The 23,643-nt window shown below is 58.9% G+C and carries 21 protein-coding genes; 4 read left to right on the top strand and 17 right to left on the bottom strand.

Features of this window, described 5'->3' with window-relative positions:
* Positions 1–7: 7 nt before the first annotated feature.
* From argJ to BJP06_RS04185, 4 genes are all read right to left on the bottom strand, one after another.
* On the bottom strand, positions 8–1,168 hold the full coding sequence (gene argJ / locus BJP06_RS04200) for a bifunctional glutamate N-acetyltransferase/amino-acid acetyltransferase ArgJ (RefSeq protein WP_071572908.1): 1,161 nt from the start codon (positions 1,166–1,168) through the stop codon (positions 8–10).
* A 60-nt stretch (positions 1,169–1,228) separates the two neighbouring features.
* Entirely contained in the window at positions 1,229–2,284 is a 1,056-nt protein-coding gene (gene argC / locus BJP06_RS04195; protein WP_071572907.1) for an N-acetyl-gamma-glutamyl-phosphate reductase, read from the bottom strand.
* A gap of 164 nt (positions 2,285–2,448) precedes the next feature.
* A complete protein-coding gene (gene gdhA / locus BJP06_RS04190; RefSeq protein ID WP_071572906.1) occupies positions 2,449–3,795 on the bottom strand; it encodes an NADP-specific glutamate dehydrogenase in 1,347 nt (448 codons plus the stop codon).
* A gap of 135 nt (positions 3,796–3,930) precedes the next feature.
* A complete protein-coding gene (locus BJP06_RS04185) occupies positions 3,931–4,560 on the bottom strand; it encodes a LysE family translocator (protein WP_071572905.1) in 630 nt (209 codons plus the stop codon).
* 182 nt (positions 4,561–4,742) lie between these two features.
* Here BJP06_RS04185 and BJP06_RS04180 point away from each other — a divergent pair, with 182 nt between their 5' ends.
* Positions 4,743–5,486, top strand: a complete 744-nt coding sequence (locus BJP06_RS04180) for a hypothetical protein (protein ID WP_071572904.1) — start codon at positions 4,743–4,745, stop codon at positions 5,484–5,486.
* A gap of 1,437 nt (positions 5,487–6,923) precedes the next feature.
* On the opposite strand, the gene BJP06_RS04175 is transcribed toward BJP06_RS04180, so the two are convergent.
* The 8 genes from BJP06_RS04175 to BJP06_RS12420 form a co-directional block, all read right to left on the bottom strand.
* Complete coding sequence (locus BJP06_RS04175) at positions 6,924–9,767, bottom strand: DNA methyltransferase (protein ID WP_071572903.1); 2,844 nt, start codon at positions 9,765–9,767, stop codon at positions 6,924–6,926.
* Between the two features lie 96 nt (positions 9,768–9,863).
* The gene (efeB, locus tag BJP06_RS04170; RefSeq protein ID WP_071572902.1) at positions 9,864–11,114 is read right to left on the bottom strand and encodes an iron uptake transporter deferrochelatase/peroxidase subunit; all 1,251 of its coding nucleotides are present in this window, start codon (positions 11,112–11,114) and stop codon (positions 9,864–9,866) included.
* Position 11,115: 1 nt separating this feature from the next.
* On the bottom strand, positions 11,116–12,378 hold the full coding sequence (gene efeO / locus BJP06_RS04165) for an iron uptake system protein EfeO (RefSeq protein WP_071572901.1): 1,263 nt from the start codon (positions 12,376–12,378) through the stop codon (positions 11,116–11,118).
* Entirely contained in the window at positions 12,378–13,361 is a 984-nt protein-coding gene (locus BJP06_RS04160; RefSeq protein WP_071572900.1) for an FTR1 family protein, read from the bottom strand. The genes efeO and BJP06_RS04160 overlap by 1 nt, the downstream gene beginning before the upstream one ends.
* 487 nt (positions 13,362–13,848) lie before the next feature.
* Complete coding sequence (locus BJP06_RS04155) at positions 13,849–14,175, bottom strand: hypothetical protein (RefSeq protein ID WP_071572899.1); 327 nt, start codon at positions 14,173–14,175, stop codon at positions 13,849–13,851.
* Positions 14,176–14,533: 358 nt separating this feature from the next.
* Entirely contained in the window at positions 14,534–15,031 is a 498-nt protein-coding gene (locus BJP06_RS04150; protein ID WP_071572898.1) for a hypothetical protein, read from the bottom strand.
* Between the two features lie 42 nt (positions 15,032–15,073).
* A complete protein-coding gene (locus BJP06_RS04145) occupies positions 15,074–15,526 on the bottom strand; it encodes a hypothetical protein (RefSeq protein WP_071572946.1) in 453 nt (150 codons plus the stop codon).
* 41 nt (positions 15,527–15,567) lie between these two features.
* Positions 15,568–15,813 (bottom strand): type IIL restriction-modification enzyme MmeI, encoded by a 246-nt coding sequence (locus BJP06_RS12420; protein ID WP_369822199.1) that lies wholly within the window; start codon positions 15,811–15,813, stop codon positions 15,568–15,570.
* A gap of 135 nt (positions 15,814–15,948) precedes the next feature.
* On the opposite strand from BJP06_RS12420, the gene BJP06_RS04140 reads away from it, so the two are divergent.
* Both BJP06_RS04140 and BJP06_RS04135 read left to right on the top strand, forming a co-directional pair.
* Positions 15,949–16,203 carry a type II toxin-antitoxin system prevent-host-death family antitoxin gene (locus BJP06_RS04140; RefSeq protein ID WP_071572945.1) on the top strand — a complete coding sequence of 85 codons (255 nt, stop codon included), beginning with the start codon at positions 15,949–15,951 and terminating at the stop codon, positions 16,201–16,203.
* A gap of 9 nt (positions 16,204–16,212) precedes the next feature.
* Complete coding sequence (locus tag BJP06_RS04135) at positions 16,213–16,482, top strand: type II toxin-antitoxin system RelE/ParE family toxin (RefSeq protein ID WP_071572897.1); 270 nt, start codon at positions 16,213–16,215, stop codon at positions 16,480–16,482.
* A gap of 74 nt (positions 16,483–16,556) precedes the next feature.
* Here BJP06_RS04135 and BJP06_RS04130 read toward each other — a convergent pair whose 3' ends face one another.
* Positions 16,557–19,148 carry an excinuclease ABC subunit UvrA gene (locus tag BJP06_RS04130; RefSeq protein ID WP_083433190.1) on the bottom strand — a complete coding sequence of 864 codons (2,592 nt, stop codon included), beginning with the start codon at positions 19,146–19,148 and terminating at the stop codon, positions 16,557–16,559.
* A gap of 297 nt (positions 19,149–19,445) precedes the next feature.
* On the opposite strand from BJP06_RS04130, the gene BJP06_RS04125 reads away from it, so the two are divergent.
* Positions 19,446–20,189, top strand: coding sequence for a hypothetical protein (locus BJP06_RS04125; RefSeq protein WP_071572896.1), 744 nt, complete (start codon positions 19,446–19,448; stop codon positions 20,187–20,189).
* A 163-nt stretch (positions 20,190–20,352) separates the two neighbouring features.
* Here BJP06_RS04125 and BJP06_RS04120 read toward each other — a convergent pair whose 3' ends face one another.
* The 4 genes from BJP06_RS04120 to nrdF all read right to left on the bottom strand — a co-directional run bounded on the left by BJP06_RS04120 (position 20,353) and on the right by nrdF (position 23,618).
* Positions 20,353–20,832, bottom strand: coding sequence for a hypothetical protein (locus tag BJP06_RS04120; protein WP_071572895.1), 480 nt, complete (start codon positions 20,830–20,832; stop codon positions 20,353–20,355).
* 885 nt (positions 20,833–21,717) lie between these two features.
* A complete protein-coding gene (locus BJP06_RS04115; RefSeq protein WP_022862715.1) occupies positions 21,718–22,299 on the bottom strand; it encodes an NADPH-dependent FMN reductase in 582 nt (193 codons plus the stop codon).
* 40 nt (positions 22,300–22,339) lie between these two features.
* A complete protein-coding gene (locus BJP06_RS11820; protein WP_133065267.1) occupies positions 22,340–22,612 on the bottom strand; it encodes a hypothetical protein in 273 nt (90 codons plus the stop codon).
* Positions 22,593–23,618, bottom strand: a complete 1,026-nt coding sequence (gene nrdF / locus BJP06_RS04110; protein ID WP_034666259.1) for a class 1b ribonucleoside-diphosphate reductase subunit beta — start codon at positions 23,616–23,618, stop codon at positions 22,593–22,595. The genes BJP06_RS11820 and nrdF overlap by 20 nt, the downstream gene beginning before the upstream one ends.
* Between the last annotated feature and the right edge of the window lie 25 nt (positions 23,619–23,643).

Below are 23,643 nucleotides of genomic sequence, written 5' to 3'. Positions count from 1 at the left end.
ATGCCTCCTAGCTGCTGTATGCGGAGTTGATTTCGACGTAGGCGTGCGACAGGTCGGTGGTGCGCACGGTGGCGCTGCCCTGCCCGCCGGTGCCGAGGTTGACGACGACCTCGATGTCCGCCCCGCTCAAGTCCACGTCGCGCGCGCCCGGCGCGCCCGCGGACTGCTCGCACACGGTGTGCCCGTTGAAGGTGACTGAGATGTTCTCGGCGTCCATCTCGGCGTCTGCCATGCCGACGGCGGCGAGCACGCGGCCCCAGTTCGGGTCGGAGCCGAACATTGCGGTCTTGACTAGGTTGTCGCGCCCGATTGTCCGGGCTGCGTTGAGCGCCTGGGCGTCGTCGGCTGCGCCTTCGACGGTGATGGCCACGCGCTTGGTCACGCCTTCGGCGTCGGACTGCATCATGGCGGCGAGCTGCGAGCAGGCGTCCTGCATCGCGGCGTCGAGTTCCTCTTGCGTCGGGGTGACGCCGCTTGCGCCGCTGGCCATGGCGATGACGGTGTCGTTGGTGGAGGTGGAGCCGTCGATATCGAGGGTGTTGAAGGTGGTGGCGACGGCGCGGTCGAGCGCGGCTTGCAGCGCTTGGCTGTCGACGTCCGCGTCCGTGGTGATGCACACGAGCATGGTGGCAAGCGACGGCGCCATCATGCCAGCGCCCTTGCCCATTCCGCCGAGCGTCCACCCGTCACCATTGACGACGACCTCCTTCGCCACCGTATCCGTGGTCTTGATGGCGACGGCGGCGTCCGCGCCATGGTCGCCGAGCTGTTTCACAACGACCCCGATGCCGTGCTCTATCTTGTCCATCGGCAGCAGGTCACCAATGATGCCGGTGGAGCACACCGCGATCTGCGAGGCGTCCACCCCGATACCCTCGGCGGTCAGCTGCTGCATCGCCTTGGCGTCCTCGACGCCCTGCGCGCCGGTGCAGGCGTTGGCGTTGCCGGAGTTAAACACGACGGCGGAAATAGCGCCGCCCGTGATTACTTCGCGGCTGACCTTGACCGGAGCCGCGAAGACCTTGTTGCGGGTAAACACGGCTGCAGCCGCGTTCTTTGGCCCTTCGTTGACCACGACGGCCATATCCGGCTTGCCGGATGCCTTGATGCCGGCCGAGGTTGCTGCGGCGCTGAATCCCTTGGGGGCGGTAACACCAGTAGTGCTCATGATGAAAATGTCCTTTACAGTCCGTTATGAGAAGAAGTAGAGATGGAGTGAGGCTGGCGGTTACGGAGCCACCCCGGCTCGCGAGAGCCCCGCGGTCTCTTCGAGCCCGAGCGCAAGGTTCATGCACTGCACGGCACCGCCGCCGGTGCCTTTGGTGAGGTTATCGATGGCGCTGGTGACCACCAGTTTCTTGGCCGATTCGTCGACTTCTACCTGCACGTGGCACATGTTTGAGCCGACCACGTGCTGCGTCTGTGGCTGCTGCCCTGCCGGAAGTAGGGTGACGAAGGCTTCGCCCGCGTAGGCGGATTCGTACGCCGCGCGGACAGCGGCAGCATCCACGCCCTGGGCAAGCGACGCCACCACGGTGGTGAGGATGCCGCGCGGCAGCGGTGCGAGCACCGGCGTGAAGCTGATGCCGACCGGAGACTGCGCTACTTCCTGCAAGTTCTGATGGATCTCCGGGGTGTGCCGGTGGGTGCCGCCAGCGCTGTAGGCCTTCAGCGAGCCCATCGTTTCCGCGCCCAGCATGGCAACGCTCGCCTTCTTGCCCGCGCCGGACACGCCGGTGACGGAGACGATAGTCAGGTCCGGCTCGACCAGGCCGGATGCCACCGCGGGCCACGCCGCGAGCGTAGCGCCCGTCGGGAAGCAGCCGGGCACCGCGATTCGCGTGGCTGCTGCGATCTGCTCGCGGTGGCCGGGCAGCTCCGGCAGGCCGTACGGCCAGGACCCGGCGTGTTCGGAGCCGTAGTAGTGCTGCCAGGCATCGGCGCTGCGCAGGCGGAAGTCCGCAGCACAGTCGATGACCGTGACCTCCGGCGGCAGCGCCGCGCCGATCTTCGCGGAGTGCCCGTGTGGCAAGCCGAGGAAGACGACGTCGTGGCCCGCGAGCACCTCTACCGTGGTGGGTTCGATGACGCGGTCGGCAAGCTCGGGCAGGTGCGGCATGAGCTCCCCGACCGAGGCGCCCACGTTGGATGCCCCGGTGAGCGCACCGATTGCAAGCTCGCCCGCGAGGTATGCCGGGTGGCCGAGTAGCAGGCGGAGGATCTCGCCGCCGGCGTACCCGGTAGCGCCCGCGACTGCTACGTTCAACACTTTTTGCTCTGACATACACGGCAGCGTAACAGATATACGGCGCGCTGTATGTTATTCAGAAAACTTTTTCGCCCACTACCCCCGAAAACACAATTGCCCACCACCGAACCGGCCTTAAGCCAGTGTCGGCAGTGGGCAACCGAGCGTATTTTATGCCATCAACGCATATTCATATATCCCTAGATGACACCCTGCGCCAGCATCGCGTCAGCAACCTTCTTGAAGCCCGCAATGTTCGCGCCGGCCACGTAGTCGCCCTCCATGTCGTACTCCTTCGCGGTCGAATCGACCGTCTTGAAGATGTTCGACATAATCTCGTGCAGGCGCTGGTCGGTGTACTCGAAGGACCAGGAGTCGCGCGAGGCGTTCTGCTGCATCTCCAGCGCGGAGGTGGCCACGCCACCGGCGTTGGCCGCCTTGCCCGGCGCGAACGCGATCCCCTTCTGCTGGAAGTAGTGGGCAGCCGCAGGGGTGCACGGCATGTTTGCGCCCTCGGCGACGTAGCGCACACCGTTGTCCACGAGGAGTTTGGCGTCGTCACCATCGAGCTCGTTCTGGGTGGCGCACGGCAGGGCAACATCCGCCTGGACCTCCCACACGTTGCCGTCCCGGTGGTACTCGACGCCCTCCCCGGCCTCAGCCGCGTAGGTGGAGATACGCCCACGGCGCACTTCCTTGACGTCCTTGAGCAGTTCGATGTCCACACCGTTCGGGGTGGTGACGTAGCCGGAGGAGTCCGACATGGCAACCACCACGCCACCGAGCTGCTGCACCTTCTCAGCAGCGTAGATAGCCACGTTGCCGGAGCCGGACACGATAACCTTGGAGCCCTCGAAGGTCTCGCCATGCGTCTGCATCATCTCGGAGGCGAGGTAGACCAGGCCGTAGCCGGTTGCCTCGGTGCGAACGAGGGAGCCGCCCCACTTCAGGCCCTTGCCGGTGATCACGCCGGACTCGTGGCTGTTTTCCAGGCGGCGGTACTGGCCAAAGAGGTAGCCGATCTCGCGGGCGCCAACGCCGATGTCACCGGCTGGCACGTCGCGGTATTCGCCGATGTGGGTGTGCAGCTCCGTCATGAAGGACTGGCAGAAGCGCATGATCTCGGCGTCGGACTTGCCCTTCGGATCGAAGTCGGAGCCACCCTTCGCGCCGCCGATTGGCAGGCCGGTCAGGGAGTTCTTGAAGATCTGCTCGAAGCCCAGGAACTTGATAATGCCCAGGTTCACGCTCGGGTGGAACCGCAGCCCGCCCTTGTATGGACCGAGCGCGGAGTTGAACTGTACGCGGAAGCCGCGGTTGACCTGGATTTGCCCGTTGTCATCGACCCATGGGACGCGGAACACAAGCTGGCGCTCTGGCTCGCAAAGACGCTCGATGAGTCCGTAGTCAGCGTAGTGAGGATCCTTATTGAGGACGATCTTGAGGGAGTCAAGCACTTCCGCGAGCGCCTGGTGGAACTCCGGCTCCCCCGCGTTCCTCATCTGCAATTTGCCGTAATAGTCAGAGATCTGCTGATCGATAGACATGTGAATCCTTTCTTCGTGGCGCCCCTTCCGTGGCGAGCACTATATTGACTGGACCCCTGTTAGTTTTCCCTCATTGCAAAAGCGTCGCAGGAAAAAATCCACCAAATTTTTGCGACATAAGTCACATTTTCTGCGCTAATTCGCCAGCGTTTCCACGAAGTAGAACAGCCCGATGCCCAGGAAAATGATCCCCGGCAGGTACTGCAGGCCCGGGATGTTGCGCAGCTGCGTCCGCGCCGCCACCTGAATCAGCACGGACATCGCACTAAACACCAGCAGCGTCACCCCCAGCAGCAGCCCCAGCATGCTGAGCTTTTCCGCCAGCCCATCGTAGCGGCTCATCAACGGGGTGAAGAAGGAGGTGAAGAACACCAGCGCCTTCGGGTTCGAGATGTTGGTGACGTATCCCAGCCGCACCGAGGCACCCGCCGTGCGCGCAGCCACGCTCGCCACTTCTTGCTCTTCAGTACTTTTCGACGCCCCCTTCGCCCGCCTCACGCTCCCCCACAGACCAAACGCGCCGAGCAGCATCAGCGCCACTGACCCCGCCAGCGGCAGTACCACCGACAGCGCGGGCACGACGTGCAGGATCGCCTCAATCCCGAGCAGCGCGAGTATCGACCACGTTGCCACTCCAAGCATCGCCCCGAGCGCAGTCCAAAACCCCGCCCGCTGCCCGTAGCGTGACGTCTGCGTGCCGATCGCCACAATGTCCGGCCCCGGAATCGCCATCACCGTTGCCCAGGTGAGCACGTCTACGAACACGGGCGGACCTCCTCCGTATCGGGCCGATGATTTCAGTAGGAGCAAGGATATGCGTTGTTTGTGGCGTCCGGGAGCGATTCTGAACTCGAACGTATCTGCGACTGTGAGCGAGCTTGCCCACCGACGTGTCGAACTCGTTCGGTACATTGCAGCAACACCAACAACACCGAAGGAGTCCAATCATGACAACGCCCACAGCGCGGTTCCACGGCTACCCGAAACGCCCCGTCCCCGATATTTTCGGCGGCTCCGACTGGGACCTCCCGATGACCGACCGAGATAGCGACTCTATCTTTTTCCTCGTGGAGTACCTGAAAATCACCGACCCGGAGAACGCGAACGAGCCGACGGCCTACACAATGCTCCGCGAGCTTAAGGACGAACACCGCGCAATGGAAAAGGGAGTATTTGACCGGCTTCGCGAGACACCAGGCATCCAGGAGGAGAAGGACCAGGCGTTTTACCGGGTGATGTTCCAGTTCCGCCAGTACCAAGCCGGGCAGCTCGTGGCCAAAGCCCTGGAGGCCACGGACGAGAACCCGTACAAGGTGGTCGGGATGATGCGCTACCACCACCCATCTATAGAATGCGCCTGGGTTGTCGACGCCGTCATGAAAACCACCGTGGAGGAAGCACTAAAGACGCTCGGGAGGGACCACAGCCCGCAGGCCGTCGAGGAACTCTGGTTGGAGCTCAACGAGGAGGCGGACCTGTTCGCGAAAACGAAGAAGGTACTACGCCTGGCCGGGTGGGCGAAGGACATCGCCGACATCCCGCGCAGCAGCGAGGCGATGAAACAGATCTTCCTACAGGACCAGCGCGAGGCCGCCTGGACCGTGATTGACCAGCACCTGACAGAGCCCATCAACGCACTCATGGACCAGCAGGAAGAGGAAGACCCTTGGGCGGTGGACTGGGACAGCTAGGTGTTGTCCCCTGCTTGTTCACTGGCTATCTTCGCGTAGTTAGCGAAGAGCAGCTCCTGGCGCTGACGCTCGTTCGCAACTTTGCGAATAACGGCCACATGGCGCCTGGGTGATCCGCTACCGGATACTCACCACGCGGCTTAAGGGACATTTTGTGTGTATAAATCTATCTGGTTTCCTGGGATGACCTCGGACAACAACCAGATATGGTTTTCAAAACAGTTCCATTCGCCCGTTTCGAGAAACCAACACCAAATGACGTCTGGTGTGTGGTATGGAGTCTGCGGGTAGCGCAGGGACCCCAGCGAGACCGAGGGCTCTAGGGGGGCTAGAACCAGCCGCCTGTGCGTTGGGTGGTCGCAAATAGCCAGGGGGACGAGCAAAGCCCTTGACGTGCACGATTCTGGTCGCATCGAGGTATCGGGTGTTCCGGTCGACCTCATTGCGTCGACCAACCCAGGTCAGCGCGATTTGGATGGTTTTGGGGCTATTTTGCCGATTTTGCGCTGACCTGCGTTGGTAAACCGGAGTAGGTCGACGGGAGTAGGCCGACGGGCCGAAAGAATTCGATACCGGCATTGACCATCAGTGGAACCCCAGCTTAGGAGTGAGAAAAGGGTGAGCTGGACGGAGCTAAACACACACAAAATGTCCCTTATCGCGACACGCCGTGTTTACACACAAAATGTCCCTTAAGCCCACCACGCCGCTACCATTTCAGAATTCTAAACACCTGCAGCTGCGCTGTCATCGATGTGCATGACCGCTGGCCAATCAGTCCGATCCGCTGCTCGTGGCCCAGCCAATCCTTCGGCATCGAAGCATGCCGCCACAGATAATGAAAGGCCCCGGTCATTTGTGCATTTCCCTCATGGGAAAGAGGCTTAACCAGGGATCTATCGGTGCCCACTCTACAGGGCCTCTTCCAACAAATACAAAGCTACTGCTGTCGGAGGTCCGCTTCGAAACCCCAGTGTAAGCGTGAGAAAAGGGCGGCTGAACGCGGTTAGTCACACACAAAATGTCCCTTAAGCCAATTCTTTGCGATTGAAAATCAGGTCGCGCCCCCATTTGATTTGTTATGCAAAAGCCCCTCTCGCATTTGAGCTTGCAACGCATAGGCTTGGAGAGGGTATCTCTTGGCTCGGAGTATATACATCTCCAAAGCTTTAGAGCAATTTTTTGCCCTAGCAATTCTCGGGACGAGGTCAGAGTGAGCTGTCTGAGGTGCCCTGATACGAAATCATCCGTCGGCAAAACCGACCTGGCCCGAGCGTTACTTAACGTTGCAGCATTCGCGATTCTCCATTCCAGGAGCACACCGACCGTAGTCGTTTGCTTGGCACGACTATGTTCGACAAAGGAAATAGACTACCGCTCGAACAAGGTCGGTTGGACCGTTCGCATTTTTCGATTGCTCCTTCCTCGTCCTGTCGCTTATTTGGTCATCTTCCCGTAGTTAGCGAAGAGCAACTCTTGGCGTTGACGCTCGTTCGCAAGTTTGCGAGGTGCCCCAAATGCCTTGTCGACTTCCTTATCCAACGCGTCGTGCGCCTTGAGCAGCGCCGGGTCCATCGCGAGCGGGTTGTAGTGTTCCGCCAGCGAACGCTCCGGGTGCAACTCACGGGCGGCCAGCACTTTCTTGCCCGCGTCGATGATCCGCTGGCGAGTTTTCTCGTTTAGCTCGGGGACGGGGAACGTGTTCCAGGTCAGCGTGTTTGCAAACCGCAGGCGAGACTCTAAGCGCCCGCCGACGGTGCGTTGCCACGTAATGAACATCGACGACGAAATGAGCGCAAACGCGAAACCGGTGGGATCATCAACCATGAACGCAAGGTTGCTCGCAACAACGTCGCCCGAGACTTGCTGCGCTGTAAAGAAAGGGCGCGTTTCACTCACAACTGACGGTACGCAAAGGTATTCACCGGTAGGTTTACGGACTTCCGCGAACCTATATGGAACCGCGGCAAGCTGGCGTGTAGCCGCTTTCTTACTCTTCTGGCGAAATGCCTTAACTGCTTCTACTCGAGCGCGTAACTGCTTCGAACGCGTTACGTCAGACGGGTTAAAGTCGTCGTCTGCCATCCAGAGACACCAACGGTCGATTCCGCGGACCAATTCGCGTGACCCTTTAAAAGGACGCAAGTATTTCTTCGCGATAGCGTCCGCTTCGATAGTTTCTAGCTCATTTACTTCGACGATGAGATTGCCACTATCTACAGGTTTTGATCCAAACACCGCAGGCACTATCTCTGTAGAAAGGGGTTTGCTTCGCTTAGAGACGAGCACGTTTGGCCCATCGATCAGATAGGCGTTGATTCCCCGGTCAATTCGTTGCTCTACGCCTTCGCCTTGCGTGTCCGGATAGTCCCACAACCGCTGTTTCGCTCCGCGATCGCGAGTGAATCCAACAATGACACAGTGCACAGCCGCCTTACCTGGAGCTTCGGAGTCCCATGCGAATGTGCGGTGTGCGAACTTGATCCGCCACCCTTCCCAAATCAACGGTCCGAATAGTGCTGGGACTGGTTGGCCTTGGGTGATCGAGTTGGTAGTGACGTATGCGAACTCACCTTGACGTTCGGCGAGTAGTGTTTTGGCTTGGGCGTGCCAGCCGGTGACGTAGTCCAGGTAGCCGTCGTAGTCTTTGCCCCACACGTGTTTCATGTCGGCAGTTTGTTCTTTGGTCTTCGTGTACTGCCCGATGAATGGTGGATTGCCGAACACGTAGGTTTGCCCGGTGGTTTCTGGTAGGACGTTGCGCCAGTCCACCGCGAGCGCGTTACCGTGCGTGATGTGCGCGGTGATGCTGATCGGTAGGCGCTCCGGTGCGAGTCCTACTCGGTCGGCGAGTTCACGGTTCGCCTGGTGGTCTACGAGGAACATTGCGGTCTCGGCGATGCGGGCTGGCCACCAGTTCAGCTCGATGCCGTAGAACTGTCCGATGGAAAGCTTCTGTTCCCACGTGATATCCAGTGACATCGCGGTGTTGCCTTCGCGTTCGCGGATCGCAACGATGACGTCGGTTTCGATCTTGCGTAGTTCGCGGTAGGCGACGATGAGAAAGTTTCCGGAGCCACATGCGGGGTCCATGAATACGTGCGTGGCCAGGCTGTCGCGGAACTCGCGAAGCTTCTTCACACTGGTCGACTTCGAGTTGATGAGACGGTCGGCTTCTTCGCGGAGCTCGTCGAGAAATAGCGGGCCGAGCGTCTTCAAGATGTTCTTCTCGGACGTGTAGTGCTCACCGTCGTCGCGACGCGCCTCCTTCGACTTCACAAGCTGGAAGAGTGAGCCGAAAATTGCCGGGGAGATGTTGGTCCACTGGAAACGGCAGGCGACCAGGATCGCGTCGCGCATCTCCGGGGTGAAGAACTGCGTCGGCATCATGGTTTCAAACAACGCGCCATTGACGTACGGGAACGCGGCCATGGAGTCAGGGACGCGTCGGCGGCGCTCCTCCGGAGTGTTGAGGACCTCGAACAGACCGGCAAGCTGCGTGCCGAGGTTCTCACTGTTGGTGTGCTCAAGAATGAAACGATAAAACAGGTCCTGTTCCCACAGCCCTGCATCATCACCGAACAGCAGGAACAACAGGCGCGTGAGGAACATGGAGGTTTCCTGCACCGCGAGCTCCTCGTCTTGCATGTAGGTGGGGGCTGCGTCGCCAACTTCTTCGTCGACGTCGTCACCGACCATCGCGGTAAACAGGTTCGCCATGATTTTCGACGCCGCGATCGAAGCCTGGGTCTGCTCAACGTGCGTGAGCTTGTCCTCGTAGCCCGCCAGGAATTTGAGTTCGTCGACGTGGTCCGTGATTTCTTCGAGCGGGAACTCGATGTTGAATCGAGTCTCTGGGTCGCCGAGGCGCATGAGTCGGATGCGGTAGAAGTCGGTGGCGATGATGTAGCGGGGTTGTTCGGCGTCGTTGACGGTGCCGCCGAGGAGGTAGTCGCGGGCTTGGTCGATCGCTACTTGCAGGTCGACGCCCGGTTTCTTCGCCTCACCGATAACCACGCCCGGCCAGAAGAGGTCAATGTAGCCGCGCTGCCCACTCGACGCTCGCTTCGCGTCCTGTTCGAACAGGTCCATGCGGGAGGCGGTGATGCCGAAGCATGCGAGGAGTTCCGCCCAATACGACTGCGCGTACTTGCGTTCCAGTGCGCCCTCGTCGAGCGAGCGCCACCCGTCGAGGCGTTCGTTCCAACGGTGTTTGAAGCCGTCGAGGTTGCGGCGCATGGTGGCGCGATCAAGGCGCGGAGCAGTTGTCACAGAACTCATACAGGTAGCTTAACGGAGGCGTCCGACATGCGAGCGGGCGATCGTCGAAAAGAAGCGCGGGCCGAGAAGATCCCGGTCCCGCGCTCCAGCGTGGTGCTAGGCGAACATGCCCTCGCCAACAAAGCCAGTATCACCTACACCTGGCGGGATGAGGTATGTACCGGTTTTGGTGGTCTTGAGATATTCCTGGAGCATCTCGTCACGCGACATCGACTGGTGTACCTTGGCGAACCGATCAACGGTGCGTGTAAACGCAATGAAGAACAGGCCTGCGTCGAGGCGCCCCTGCTCGTTCGACCCATCAACGTAGTTGAACGCTCGGCGCAGGATGCGGATGCCATCGTTCTGGTCGGGGTGCACGTTGAACACGTGGGAGGCATGGTCGATAACAGGGCGGCCGCGTTCATTGGTGGCGGCAAAATCCGGTTCGTCGAACTCATCAGTGCCAGTGAGCGGCGCACCTTCGACCTTGTCACGCCCCGTGACGCGCTCCTGCTCCTTCAACTGAAGCGTGTCCCACACCTCAATGTTCATGGCGATACGCCGCGCTGTCAGGTACGACCCACCCGCAGCCCAAGGCTGCGAAGAGTCCGCCGGAATCCACACGTGCTCATCCAACGCTTCGGTGTCCTCTGCTCGGATGTTCCTAGTGCCGTCTTTCTGCCCGAAGAGGTTGCGTGGAGTCGGTTCTTCACGGGTGGTCACGGCGGCCTTACCAAAGCCAATCTGTGTCCAACGCAGCACTGCATCTGGCACGGCCAGACGCGTCAGATTGCGTATGGCGTGGGTGGCAACCTGGGGGTCGTTCGCGCATGCCTGGATGCAGATGTCGCCGTCGGACTGCTCACGGTTCAGGAAGTCGTTCGTCATAGGCGGCATCGCGGTGAACTCATCTGGCAGCTTGTCAGCTAAACCAAACTGGTCACGAAATAGGCTTCGGCCGAAGCCAATCGTGATGGTCAAAGCGGAAGGTCCCAAATCAAACGCTTCGCCAGAATCGTCAGGTGGGAAATCCTCACCGCCACCGAATGCGCCTTTCGCGCTCACCTCACCACCGAGCGTCAATCGCCGTGCAGCATTCGTCCAGCGCTGCAGGAGGTCGATGAGGTCCTCGCGGGAGGCCTTCTTGTCCATGTCGAACGCCGCGAAGTGGAGGCTGTTTTGCATCGGGCTGACAATCCCAGCTTGGTGCTCGCCAGCGAAGTCGATGATCAGCTGGTTGTTCGTGCCGTCGGCGTTATCGCTCGCATCCTCACGAGATTCATCCCGCGAACAAGCAGCGGCGACGGCACCGGCAGCACCCAGGCCGCCGAATGTTAAAAACGTGCGTCGGTCAAACCCAGTCATGTTAGGACTCCGCCTCCGTATCAACGTTGAGTCCCAGCACGGTACCAGTCAGGTTCGACAGCGGCTCACGCAGCGCATCCAGCGCACGGGTCAGCTTCGCCTGCTGGCCAGCGTCGACCTCGTCGTAGTCGACGTACCCGGTCTCCAGGCTGCCGTACTGATCGAGAAGCGCTTGGATGTCGTCGAAGCGCGACTCGATCTCGCTGACCAACTTGGCACCTTCCTCACCGCGCTCTGCGGCGATGCCCTTGACCATGTCGAACGCGATGCGCGAGCCCTGGATGTTGGCCTGGAAGTCATAGAGATCCTTGTGCGACCACCAGTTTTCCTCACCAGTGACCTTGGTGGTGGCTACCTCTTCGAGCAGCCCCATCGCACCGTTGGAGACGGTGTCCACAGTGATGTCGTTCTCCGCGGCGAAGTCGTCGGCCTGCACGGTGTCGTGCAGCGCCTCGACGTCAGCGACGAGGGTGTCAGCGATCTCGCGGCGCTTCTCCGGGGAGGACGGCTCCCAGCCTTCGCGGGCAGGTGCGCCGTCGGCGTTCTTGGTGTCGGCAGCTGGTGGCCACAGGTCCTTTTCCATACGGTGGAACCCGAGCCATTCGGTGAAGGTCGGGTCATCTTCCTTGAGCTGGTCCGCCTCGGCAATGTAGTCCACTTCGCGGTAGTCAATGCGAGCGTCGAGAACACCGAGCGCCTCAGCGATCGGCTCGATGCGCTCGTAGTGGACACGGGTGGTGGCGTAAAGATCCTTGGCCTTGGCATCGTCGCCTGCGGCGTATGCTGCGGCGAACTCCTCGACCTTTGGCAGCAGCTCTGCGACTTCGTTCTTCACAAAGTTGACGTAGTTGTCGCGAGCCTCGTTGAAGCGCACCTCATCGGACTCGTCGTACTGAATTGGTTCACCAGTCACAGTGAATTCAGCCTGGCCGATGTTCGGTCCGCGCAAGCCTGGCTTGCAGGCGGTGAAGTAGGAACCCGGTTCAAGCTGGACGGTGAGGTCTGCGGTGCTGCCAGGGGTGATGTTCTCGCGTTCGGCGATGACGCGCAGTCCGTCCTCTGCCAGCAGGTAGAACTCAGTGACACGCTCACCGGAGTTAGTGATGGAGAAGGTGCTGGTGCCGGATTCCACCGAGTCTACGGCGACCGTGCAGGCGTCCTCTTTCGCCTGCACTTCGATAGTGTCACCGGCACTGTTTTCCACGCATCCCGCGAGCGGGAGCGCGAGAGCAAGGGTGGCGACAAAGACAGGACAGCGTTTCATTATGAGACCTTTCGTGTGTTCTCGGTGTGTGCTGAAGAAGTTTCGTTATTCAGTTTCTTGGCGTCGATACGCTTCTTCCCTCGCACGTGTCCTACAAAGATCGGGCCAATGATGGCAAGGTAAGCGCCCCAAGCAATGACCTGCAGCCACGACATTTGAGGCATAAACCCGGTAAACGCTTGCAGCAACGTGGCGACGATGCCTGCGGGATCAATAAACTCGTCCAGGTTGAACGCCCAACCGAATGGGAACGACGCCATCCAGAATGGGTACGAGGCGAAACCTGTGAGCACCTCGCCTGTACGCGGATGCGTCGGAGCAATCGGCGCGCCGGAAAACGGGCCAGGGAGGAACTGTGCCTCCTGCAAATCATGAACGGCGTACGCGAGGATGCCCGCCGCGACGACGATAAGCAACGCACTCGACCACGTGAAGAACGCGCCCAAATCCAGTCGAAGAGCACCCCGGTAGATCAACCAGCCCATCACGATGGCGACGCCGATGCCGGCGAATGCACCAATGACAGCACTGGGCGTGGTCATCCACCCCCACAGCAGGAGTGTGAGCTCGATGCCTTCACGGGCGACGGCGACAAACGCGAGCCAAAACATCGCCTGCTTGCCTTTCGTCAGCGCAACGCCTGTTTTGTCCTCAAGCATGGTGCGCAGTTTGCCACCCTGATTGCTTAACGAGAGAACCATTCCGGTGATCATGGCTACCGCAATCAGGGACATGAAACCACCGATGGCTTCTTGAGCGCGGAACGACAACCCGTAACGCCCGAACGTAAACAGAGCGCCGAGCGCAGTGCAGATTGCTGCTGCCAAGACCACTCCCACCCACACGGTGCGGGCGGCGGTGTTCAGGTGGCCCTCTCCGATGTTTGAGCTGGTGCGGCGTTGGATCGCAGCGAACAACATCCCGACAATAAGGGATGCTTCCAATCCTTCGCGGAGACCGACAAGGAAAGCGGCGATGAACATATGTAGAACTTTCTCGTGTGTAACCTGGCCCGCCAATGCGCACTAGCCCACAAAGCTAAGGCCGCCCTTGGCGAGGCAAGCCTAATCTTAGGTGCTCGCCCGCGAGAAAGTAAGAGTTTCGCTAGTTATATGCTTAACGGGGGGTAAAAACGGGGCTTCTTCCCCGCTGTTTCACCGCCGCCCGCCTTACACTTAGACGACCAACCCAGCCCGTTTGACCAGAGCGTAGCGCGGCCAGGCCAAGGTTCGAAGCAGTTGCCACAGAACTCATTCCGGTAGCGTGCTGCAAGCGTCCGACACGTGCGTGGGCAATCGTCGATACGCTTATGTCTGTGCCAAGATTTCAACCGCTCGAATGCGTGTAAAGGGGTACCTGGCCAGGAATTCCAGCACGGGATCCGCCCATAGCATGAGGCACGAAGCCTCAGCGTCCTCCGCTCATCAAAATTAGTACTGAAACTGGTCTGCCCAAGCCGTTTTTGCCGCCCTACTCCCGCTCTTCGCTGAAGTAGTACCCAATGATGCGCCAAAGGACACTGATGATGACTGCGGTAATTAAGTACGCGCTGAACGCATAGCTAAAGTTCCCGCTGCCCTCATAGTTAGACATGACCCTACACATCGCGACATTTCGCACGTCATATACGAGATAAACAGGTGCTATTACAACCATCACCACTAAGAACCTGTATGGAGAAAGCACTTTTCGCTTCACTGAAAAGGGGTCTAGGAAGAATTGGATTAGGAACCCAATTATCATGATGAATAAAGCGCTGAACAGCGCGACCACAGCACCGAGCACCACAAGGATCATGTTTCTCTCCTAATTTTTTGGGGGTAACGCCACGACTTTCATTATGTCCAATCTTCGGTTCCCTGTGTCACCTGGACGGGGTCTAGCTCCCTATCGGTCGTGGTGTCGCTTGAGGGGTCTCCCGATCACGTCGGGTTGCAGACGTCCCCTACGACTCGTTGCCACGCGAAAACGCTGACGAGGAAACTCGAGCAAGCACCAGCCCGTTCCGGTCGAGGTACTTAAGGAGTGCGACGCTGGTCGTCGAAAAACGGACGGGCTGCGCGAAAATGCGCGACCTGCATCGCACTCCTTAAGCACCTCGACACGAGCAAAACTCTGCAGATAAATCGAGCTACAACGCCTTTTAGCCGCAAATCTAGGTGCTAGTTTCCTCCGAACGTGACCCCTCTTCCGCAAGTCGATGTTCGACTTTCACGCTGGATGTATAGAGCGCCTCCGTAAAAGCGAGATCCCCGCCTTCCATAATCTCTCGTGCAGACTCTGCGACAATGAGCATCGAGCCGTTCTCCGTCCGGACCCCGAGGCCAAACGAGAGGTAGAGGGCTGGCTTGTCCACGAGCATGGGAACGAAGTCCCAAACGCCATCAACCTGATCGATATACCAGCACCCCAACAGGTATGTGATTGCGTTCTGACGCTCCTCTTCGCCGAGGTCCGAATCGCGGATCCTCTCCACTGAGCTCCGCGGGAAAGCGGCCCCACGGAGATTCGTGACATCCATATCCGGCGAGACGAGAGGCGGCTGTAAAGTCTGGTATTCGGTAAGCAGGGCGCGCGACTCTTCGTCAATCTTCTTCAGGCGCGGCCCGTAGGAATCAGCAAGGAAATCGCTGGCGTGCACGTCGGTGCTCATGAGGCTGCTCCTTGTAGGTTTCATGCCGGTACTGGTACCACTTTAATCACGCACCCATATTCGATTCAGCCCATACGCAAAACCCAGCAAATCGCTCCACGTTGTGGGAACGAAACGTTTCGTATCAACTCTCATCCAAGTGATACGATCCGGATCCTCAAAACTGAGTGTTTGAAGAAACAAATCGCCAGCAATTTCGTACGCCCACAAATCATGGACATTCTCATACTCGACCGAATATTCTCGGAACGTTCCCTCGGGCTGAAAGAGGGTTTCAAACCCCACGAAGGTTTTCCCGGTCGACGTTTCTACTTCCAAAACGAGATATAAAAATGTATCAATCCAAGCGGCAGCCCCATGAAACTTCGGCAAGTCCACGACACCTTCAACCCTAGAATTGCTTTCACTCAACACATCCTTATTGAGGATGTCCGCCAAATAGTTTGCAGCGGCCTTTAAATCGAATTGATGCTCTGGGACTTTTGCCATTTTCATAAATCCAAAGTGAGAAATTCTGCAGGGTATACGCCCGCGCGTCACCAGATGCTAACACGCGCCTTACCGAATCCGCGCGCCCAGCAGGCAAACGTGGTCCAGGTTGGCGTGTTCGCGACGCGAATGTCTGACTTCAGACGTCGCCCTACGACACGCTGCCACGCGATACACACTGACGAGGAAACTCGAGCAAACTGCAACCCGTTCCGGTCGAGGTGTTTAAGGAGTGCGACGCTGGTCGTCGAAAATCGGCCGGGCTGGGTGAAAATGCGCGACCTGCATCGCACTCCTTAAACACCTCGACTCGAGCAAAGCCTTGCAGATCAATCACGCTACAGTGCCTTTTTTGCCCACAAGCCCGAATCGGAACGACCAGTGAAATATCGCTGCCAACCGATATGTACAAGATGTACATTTACGTTATGGAAATAAAATCAGTGACATCCAGCGAGTTCCGCAAAACGCAGAGCCAGCTATTAGAGGAAGCGCAGCGCACACCTGTCGTTATCACCAGCCGAGGCAGCCGTGCTCGCGCAGTTGTCGTCTCTCCTACATTCTTTGCCCGCGCTGTCGAAGCTCTCGAGGACCTGGAAGACATCCACGCCGCCGAAATTGCTCGGCAAGAGAGCGAGGAAATCTCGTTTGAGGACCTCAAAAAGGAACTCGGCTTCGCGTAAAGCTCGGTTATGTCAAACGCCACTTATCGCATCACCTTCAAATCTTCTGCTGCGAAGGAACTACGCAAACTCGACAAGCAGACCCAGAAGCGCATCCTTACCGCAATCGATGCCTTAGCACTCGATCCCCGGCCTAGCGGGGTGAAGAAGCTACGTGCTGAGTTTGACCAGTACCGCATCCGCGTCGGGCATTACCGCGTCGTATATGAGATTGCGGACGGTGAGCTCCATATTCTTGTGCTGCGCATCGCGCACCGCAGGCATGTCTACCGAAACTAGCGCCCATGCTGATAGGCGTCGAAGCCTCCGGAACCACTCAAGCGTGCGACCTACATGACGCTCAATGCTCAGGATCAGCCCAACCCAGCCCGTTCGGCCAGCACCTGGGCCGTCACCGAGCGAGAATCCGGCTCCGTCCCCTGCTGGGCAACTGCCGTCGGCGTCCCGGTGGCCAGGATCTGGCCGCCTTCGTCCCCGGCGCCTGGGCCGACGTCGATAATGTGGTCGGCCTGCGCGACCACCCGGAGGTCGTGCTCGACGACGACCACTGTGGCGCCGTCGTCGACAAGGTGGCGCAGCTGGGCGAGCAACAGATCAACATCCGCCGGGTGCAGCCCCGTCGTCGGCTCGTCCAGGAGGTACAGGCTGTGCTTGCGGCTGGAGCCGCGCTGCATCTCGGAGGCCAGCTTGATGCGCTGCGCCTCCCCGCCCGAAAGCTCCGGGGACCCCTGCCCCAGCCGCAGATAGCCCAGGCCGAGCGCGTGCAAGAATTCGACAGAGCGCAGCACCTTCGGCTCCTCCGCGAAGACCTCCAGCGCCTCGTCCACGGTCAGGGCCAAGATATCCGCGATGCTGCGACCGTTCCACTGCACCTCAAGGATCTCCGGTTTGTAGCGCTTGCCGTGGCAGGCCGGGCAGGTGGTGTACGTGCCCGGCAGGAACACCAGCTCGACCTCGATGCTGCCCGCACCGTCGCACTCCGGGCAGCGGCCCTTCGTCGTGTTATAGGAAAAGTCCGACACCGACATGCCCCGCCGCTTGGCCTCTGGGGTCGCAGCGAAGAGCTTGCGGACGTGATCGAACAGCCCCGTGTAGGTGGCCACGGTGGAACGCACCGTGCGCCCAATCGGCTTCTGAGTGATGTGCACCAACCGGCGGATCTTATCGACGCCCTCTACGCTGTCCACCCTGAAATCCTCAGAGGGATCGGATCCTGCCGCCAGCTCAGCATCCGCATCCTGGTCCGAGGCCTCGTCGGCGCCGACCACCTGCTTTGCTGAGCGGGACACCACGTCGGCAAGTACCCCGATGACCAGGGTGGATTTGCCGGAACCGGATACTCCCGTGACGGCAGTGAGCGCCCCGAGCGGGAAGTCCACGTCGGCGCCGTCGAAGGCGCGTGCGTGCACGCCGCGCAGGCTGATGGAGTCACCGGTGCCTGCAGGGGTGTCCGTCAGTTCGGGGAAACCCTCGTTCAGGGCGATCGCCGTGGGCGAGCCCAACTGCTCGGCGTTGACGCGGAACTGGTCAATAGGCCCAGAGAACACCAGCTCCCCGCCGCGCTCCCCTGCACGCGGGCCGATATCCACGATCCAATCGCACCCCGCCACGAGCGACATGTCGTGCTCCACCAGCAGCACCGAATTGCCAGCGTCAATGAAGCGCTGGAGCAGCTCGGAGACCGCCTTGCGCTCCACCACGTGCAAGCCCGCCGAGGGTTCATCCAGCACATAGGTTGTGCCGAACAGGCTCGAGTTCAACTGAGATGCCAGCCGCAGGCGCTGATGCTCGCCGGCAGACAAGGTCCGTGCCGGGCGGGAAAGGCTTAAGTGTCCCAGTCCCAGCTCATTCGCCGCGCGCACCGTGGGCAGCACCTGATCCAGCAGCAGCTCTTCGGCCTCGTCGTGCTCGTTCCACTGCTGCTCCGTGATGCCGCCCAGGCGGTGGAGGCGCTCCTCCAGCACAGCCAGCACGTCCTTCAACGCCAAGTCGTTGAACTCGTCGATGGCGTAGCTGGCGTAGGTGACCTGCAAGGTATCCGGCTGGAAACCGCGGCCCTGGCACGTCGGGCACGTCGATGAATGCATGAAGGACAGCACCCGACGACGGTTCTTATCCGACTCAGTCTCCGCCAACGTGTCCGTGAGGTACGTGGCAACCGAGCGCCACTTGCCTTTATACGACCCATGAACCGCGTTTTCGTCCCGCACCGGGTGGACGGTGACCACCGGCTGTTCGTCCGTAAACAGGATCCAGTCGCGGTCCTTCTGCGGAATGTCCCGCCACGGGACGTCCAGCGGGTAGCCGAGGGTGCCCAGGATGTCCCGGAAGTTCTTCCCCAACCACGCCCCCGGCCATGCGGCGATCGCGCCGTCCCAGATGGACAGGCTGGGATCCGGCACCATCGACTCCTCCGTCGGATGGTGCACGGTACCAGTGCCCTGGCACTCGGGGCACATGCCGGCCGTGGTGTTGGGAGAGAAGGCGTCGGAGTCGAGCCTGCCGTATTCCAGCCGCTCGCGCATGCCGTCCGGGTAGCTGCCGGAGCGGGAAAAGAGCAGCCGGATACTATTCGACATATTCGAGATCGTGCCCACGGAAGAGCGCGCTCCACCCAGGGTGGTGGACTGCTGCAGCGCCACTGTCGGCGGCAGCCCCGCGACCGAGCCGACGCGCGGGTTGACCGCGCCACCGATCAGACGCCGCGCAAACGGCGAGACGGACTCCAGGTAGCGGCGCTGTGCCTCCCCATGAATCGTGCCGAAGGCCAGACTGGACTTGCCCGACCCCGACACACCGGTGACCGCCACGAGGGTATCCCGAGGCAGGTCGACGTCGATGTGTTTCAGGTTGTGCAGGTGCGCATCACGCACCCGAATCATTGGATCGTGACCCGCACGCGCCGAAACGTGCGCAGCCGGGGACTCGGACGTGGAGTGAATCATGGTGGCCACCCTACCGTGTGGGCTGCTCCCCTATCTGGCGAGGTAGCTGATCGCTTTGGACGCGGCCCGGGACGATCTTCCAGGTATAACAGCCTCTTCGGAAAACCTCCGCCGAAGCAATCACTGGCCATATAAAGAAAAGTCGCAAATCTTTGCGATAGAAAACACGCTGAGATACCCCTCTGACCAGCGCTGACTCAAACACAGAATGCCAATATGCCGTCCCGTCAGCATAACTCCATGCCGTCATGTCGGCATGCCTGCATAGCATTACCCAAAAAGTAGAAGGGAGTAACGATGACCACACCACAGATTCAATTTCACGGTTACCCGAAGCGACCAGTACCAGACATCCTGGGAGGATCGGATTGGGACGTTCCGATGGTCGATCGCGACAGCGACTCGATCTTTCTGCTCGTGGAGTACCTGAAGATAACCGATCCGGAGAACGCGAACGAGCCGACCGCGTACAAGATGGTGTCCCAACTCAACCAGGAGCACACAGAATTGGAGCGCAAAGCGATCGACGTACTGCGCTCGACACCGGGCATTCAACAGGACAAGGATCAATCCCTGTACCGAATAATGTTCCAGTTTTTGCAGTACCAAGTAGGACAGCTCGTGATTAAAGCCTTGGAAGCGACGGGAAGGAACGCAACGAGGCTGGTAGGAATGATGCGCTGGCACAATCCAGGGATCGCACCAGCAGAAACGAACGACGCAGTGATGAAGACTACCGTGGAGGAAGCACTGAAAACGTTGGGCAAAGACCACAGCCCGCAGGCTGTCGAGGAACTTTGGCGGCAGCTGAACCAACAGGTCGATCTGTTGTCGCAGACTCGGAGAGCGCAGCGATTAGCGGGATGGGCGAAGGACATCCAGAGCCTTCCGGACAGCAGCGACGAGATGAAACGAATCTTCCTGCAGGATCAGAACGAAGCCGCCTGGACGGTAATCGACCAACATCTGACGGAGCCGATCAACGCGCTGATGGAGCAGCAGGAAGAAGAGGATCCCTGGGCGGTGGACTGGGACAGTTAAGCGGGGTTGTCGATACCGCAACTCGTTCTGGCACACCGGTTCGGTTTGACCGGTCAAGCTTGGAACGGGTTGCGTCCTCGCCGCGAGCGTGCGTCGAAGCCAACATTGAGGCAATACGTCCCGCGCAGCACGGAATACACGGTGCGCTCAATATCGTGTGCGCTCATGACTGCCCTGCTTCAAATTGCTCGAACGCGTGTTTTGCCTCAATAAGATGGATACGACGAACCGCCTCCTCAACGACTTCGCCTACAACGCTCCTAACATCGCCCGTGCCCAGGAGAGCGTTGACAGCATCAATCTGTTCATCCGTCACTTCGTCGTCGACACCCGCAGGAACCTGGTAATACTTGGCCAACAAGTACCTAGAAAGGTCTTCTGTCAACGCGTTCAATCGCTGAAACTGCGCTCCAAGGGTTTCCGGCCCCAAAAGCCGCACTGCTTGGTCAATGCCAAAGACCTGCCACCCGCTTGCATCCGCCTTGCTGTCATCTCCTCCCCATGTTGCCGCGCACTCGGCGATATGTGATACGAGCAATTCTTTGGTTCGGTGCTTAATCAGGCTCCATGCCCGTGGCGACACACCGTTAAAAGCCCTGCTCATTGACACAATGTGTTCATTAATCGTGGTTGTTTTCATCATGGCAATACTCCATCTGCGAATGCTTGTCTATATTTAGACGCTGGAGACCGCGTCTCGGTTCCCAACGCTATTGCTCGAAGATCGAGTGTGGGCGTAAGCGACATTTTGTGTGTATATGTCTATCTGGTTTCCCGGGATGGCCTCGGCCAACAACCAGATATGGTTTTCAAAACAGTTCCATTTGCCCGTTTTGAGAAATCAACACCGAATGACGTCTGGTGTGTGGTATGGAGTCTGCGGGCAGCACAGGAACCCCAGCGAGATCAAGGACTCTAAGGAACTAGAACCAGCCGCCTGTGCGTTGGGCGGTCGCATATAGCCAGGGGGACGAGCAAAGCCCTTGACGTGCACAATTCTGGTCACATAGAGGTATCGGGGGTTCCGGTCGACCTCATTGCATCGACCAACCCAGGTCAGCGCGATTTGGATGGTTTTGGGGCTATTTTGCCGATTTTGCGCTGACCTGCGTTGGTAAACCGGAGTAGGTCGACCGGAAGAAGTCAACGGGAAGAGGTCGACGGACCGAAAGAATTCGAAACCGGCATTGATCATCAGTGGAACCCCAGCTTAGGCGTGAGAAAAGGGTGGGCTGGACGCAGCTAAACACACACAAAATGTCCCTTATCGCGACACACCGTAAAAACACACAAAATGTCCCTTAAGCCCCTAACAGGATGTCGCCAGGGTCAGTGTCCAGCGACAGCGCTAAAACCGCTCTATTTCAGCGAAAATCGAAGAATTAGAGCGGTGTTTTTTGAAGCGTCCTGGGTTCAGATTCAGGTAACTCAAGGATGAGTGTGAATCCGGGGTTTGTGTCTTTGAGAAGGCCCTTTAGAAGCCTTCAAGTACTTCGTAGAGGGCGGTGGCTAGGGTTAGTCGCCGTCGCTAGCTGTGCTTGGCTGTTAATGTCATGTCGACCAACTGCAGGAAGCGTATAACGTAGTCTTTGACAAAGCCTGCGGTGCCTTCATTGAGATGGCCGGAGTCTTCGAAGAGGGTGGGGGATTGGCCAAGGAATACCTCGGGCTGACCAGGAAGCGGCATATCGAAGTAGGACAGGGCGAGCCGGAGGTTCTTCTGTGAACTGTAGCCGCCCATGCGGCCTACAGAGTGACTGATGATACCTGCGGGAAGGTTCTTCCAAGCCACATCCGAGTTGGGCTTGGAACCGATGTCCACTGCATTCTTGAGACAGGCAGGGATAGTACGGTTATTTTCCGGGGTAACAAAGAGGACGCCGCTCGAGTTCTTGATGGTGTCGCGGAAAGTGGTGTACTCAGCTGGAATGGGCTTGTCCGTGACCGAGGGGTCATCGTAGTCGAAGTCATAGAGCGGCAAGTCACGGATTTCAACGATGTCTGCCTGGTAGTTTTCAGGGATCATTGTGAGCACTTCGTGTGCAATCTTGCGCGCAAATGAGCCGCGGCGCAGGCTGCCGACGATAACACTAATGCGTGGGGTGGTCATAGGAAGTCCTTTCTTCTTAGTTGGGCGTAGGTACGTGCGATCAAGGGAGAAAAGGCTTGCAGCCAAAGGCAGGCGGTGGCCCGGCGGCGTGGGCGGCAGTAAGAAAGTTATCCACTTTGTCTTCTTCATGGCGGAAGTACAGTTCGATGAGTCCTAACAGTCCCCCGAGGACGGCCTCCCGTGCGGCGGACGTATCCAAAAGCCGCATGGCTGCTGGTTGGTTTCCTTCGCGGATGGCTTCAAACAGCGCGATGGTCTCAAGCCAGCTTCCTTGGTCTGGTCGTGGAAACGGTTTAGAAATCCCAGTCATCATCACTCGTTTCTTCAGCGGTGCCAATGACATAGGAGGAACCGGAGCCGGAGAAGAAGTCATGGTTTTCATCTGCTCCAGGTGCTAGGGCAGCGAGGATTTCCGGGTTCACTTCCGTTTCTTCAGGTGGGAAGTAGTCCGGGTAGCCCAAATTCATGAGCGCCTTATTGGCGTTATAGCGAACGAATACAGCTACATCATCCATGAGCCCCAACGGCTCATATAGCTCGCCGGAATAATCCAGCTCTAGGGCATAAAGCTCTTCGAGCAAGGAAATAGTGAAATCATGCATCTCCTGTTGCCGTTGTGGAGCAGACGTTTCCAGTCCGCGCTGGTACTTGTAGCCTGAGTAGTAACCGTGCACTGCCTTGTCACGCAGAATGAGGCGAATCATGTCTGCCGTATTTGTCAGGGTGGCGTGGACGGAAAAATGCAGGGGAAGATAGAAACCCGCGTAGAGAAGCAGCGAGGAAAGCAGCGTCGATGACACTTTGCGCTTGAGTGGATCGGGTCCAAAATAATGAGTGAGCACTTTTTTGGCGCGTGCCTGGAGAAGGTCATTATTCACCGCCCAGCGGTATGCCTCATCAATTTCTTTCGTACTGCTCAAAGTAGAAAACACTGAAGAGTAAGAACGGGCATGGACTGATTGCATGAAGGCGATGTTGGTATACACGGCCTCCTCGTGCTCGGTGCGGGCATCTTGGATCTGACAGATTTCGCCCACAGTGGCCTGGACGGTGTCCAGGGTGGTGAGTCCCGTGAACACCCGCATGGTGAGGTTGCGTTCCTCCGGTGTCATCCTCTGCCACGCCGGGAGATCGTTTGAAAGTGGAACCTTTTCTGGCAACCAAAAGTTGGCGGTGAGGCGGTTCCACACTTCAAGATCCTTCTCATCGCTCACCCGATTCCAATTGATGGCGCGGATGCGGGCTGAAGGGTCATGCCGGTAACTTGGCGGCGTAACTGAGATGCTGGTTAGCTCAGCAGTGTTTGATGTTGAAGACATAGCTTCTTTCTTTCTTGATGGATGG

This window comes from Corynebacterium sp. NML120713 (assembly GCF_001875735.1).
In the GTDB taxonomy this organism is placed as follows: Bacteria; Actinomycetota; Actinomycetes; order Mycobacteriales; family Mycobacteriaceae; genus Corynebacterium; species Corynebacterium pseudogenitalium.
The sequence above is the reverse complement of the archived record's forward strand: the minus strand, read 5'-3'. Positions and strand labels throughout refer to the sequence as shown.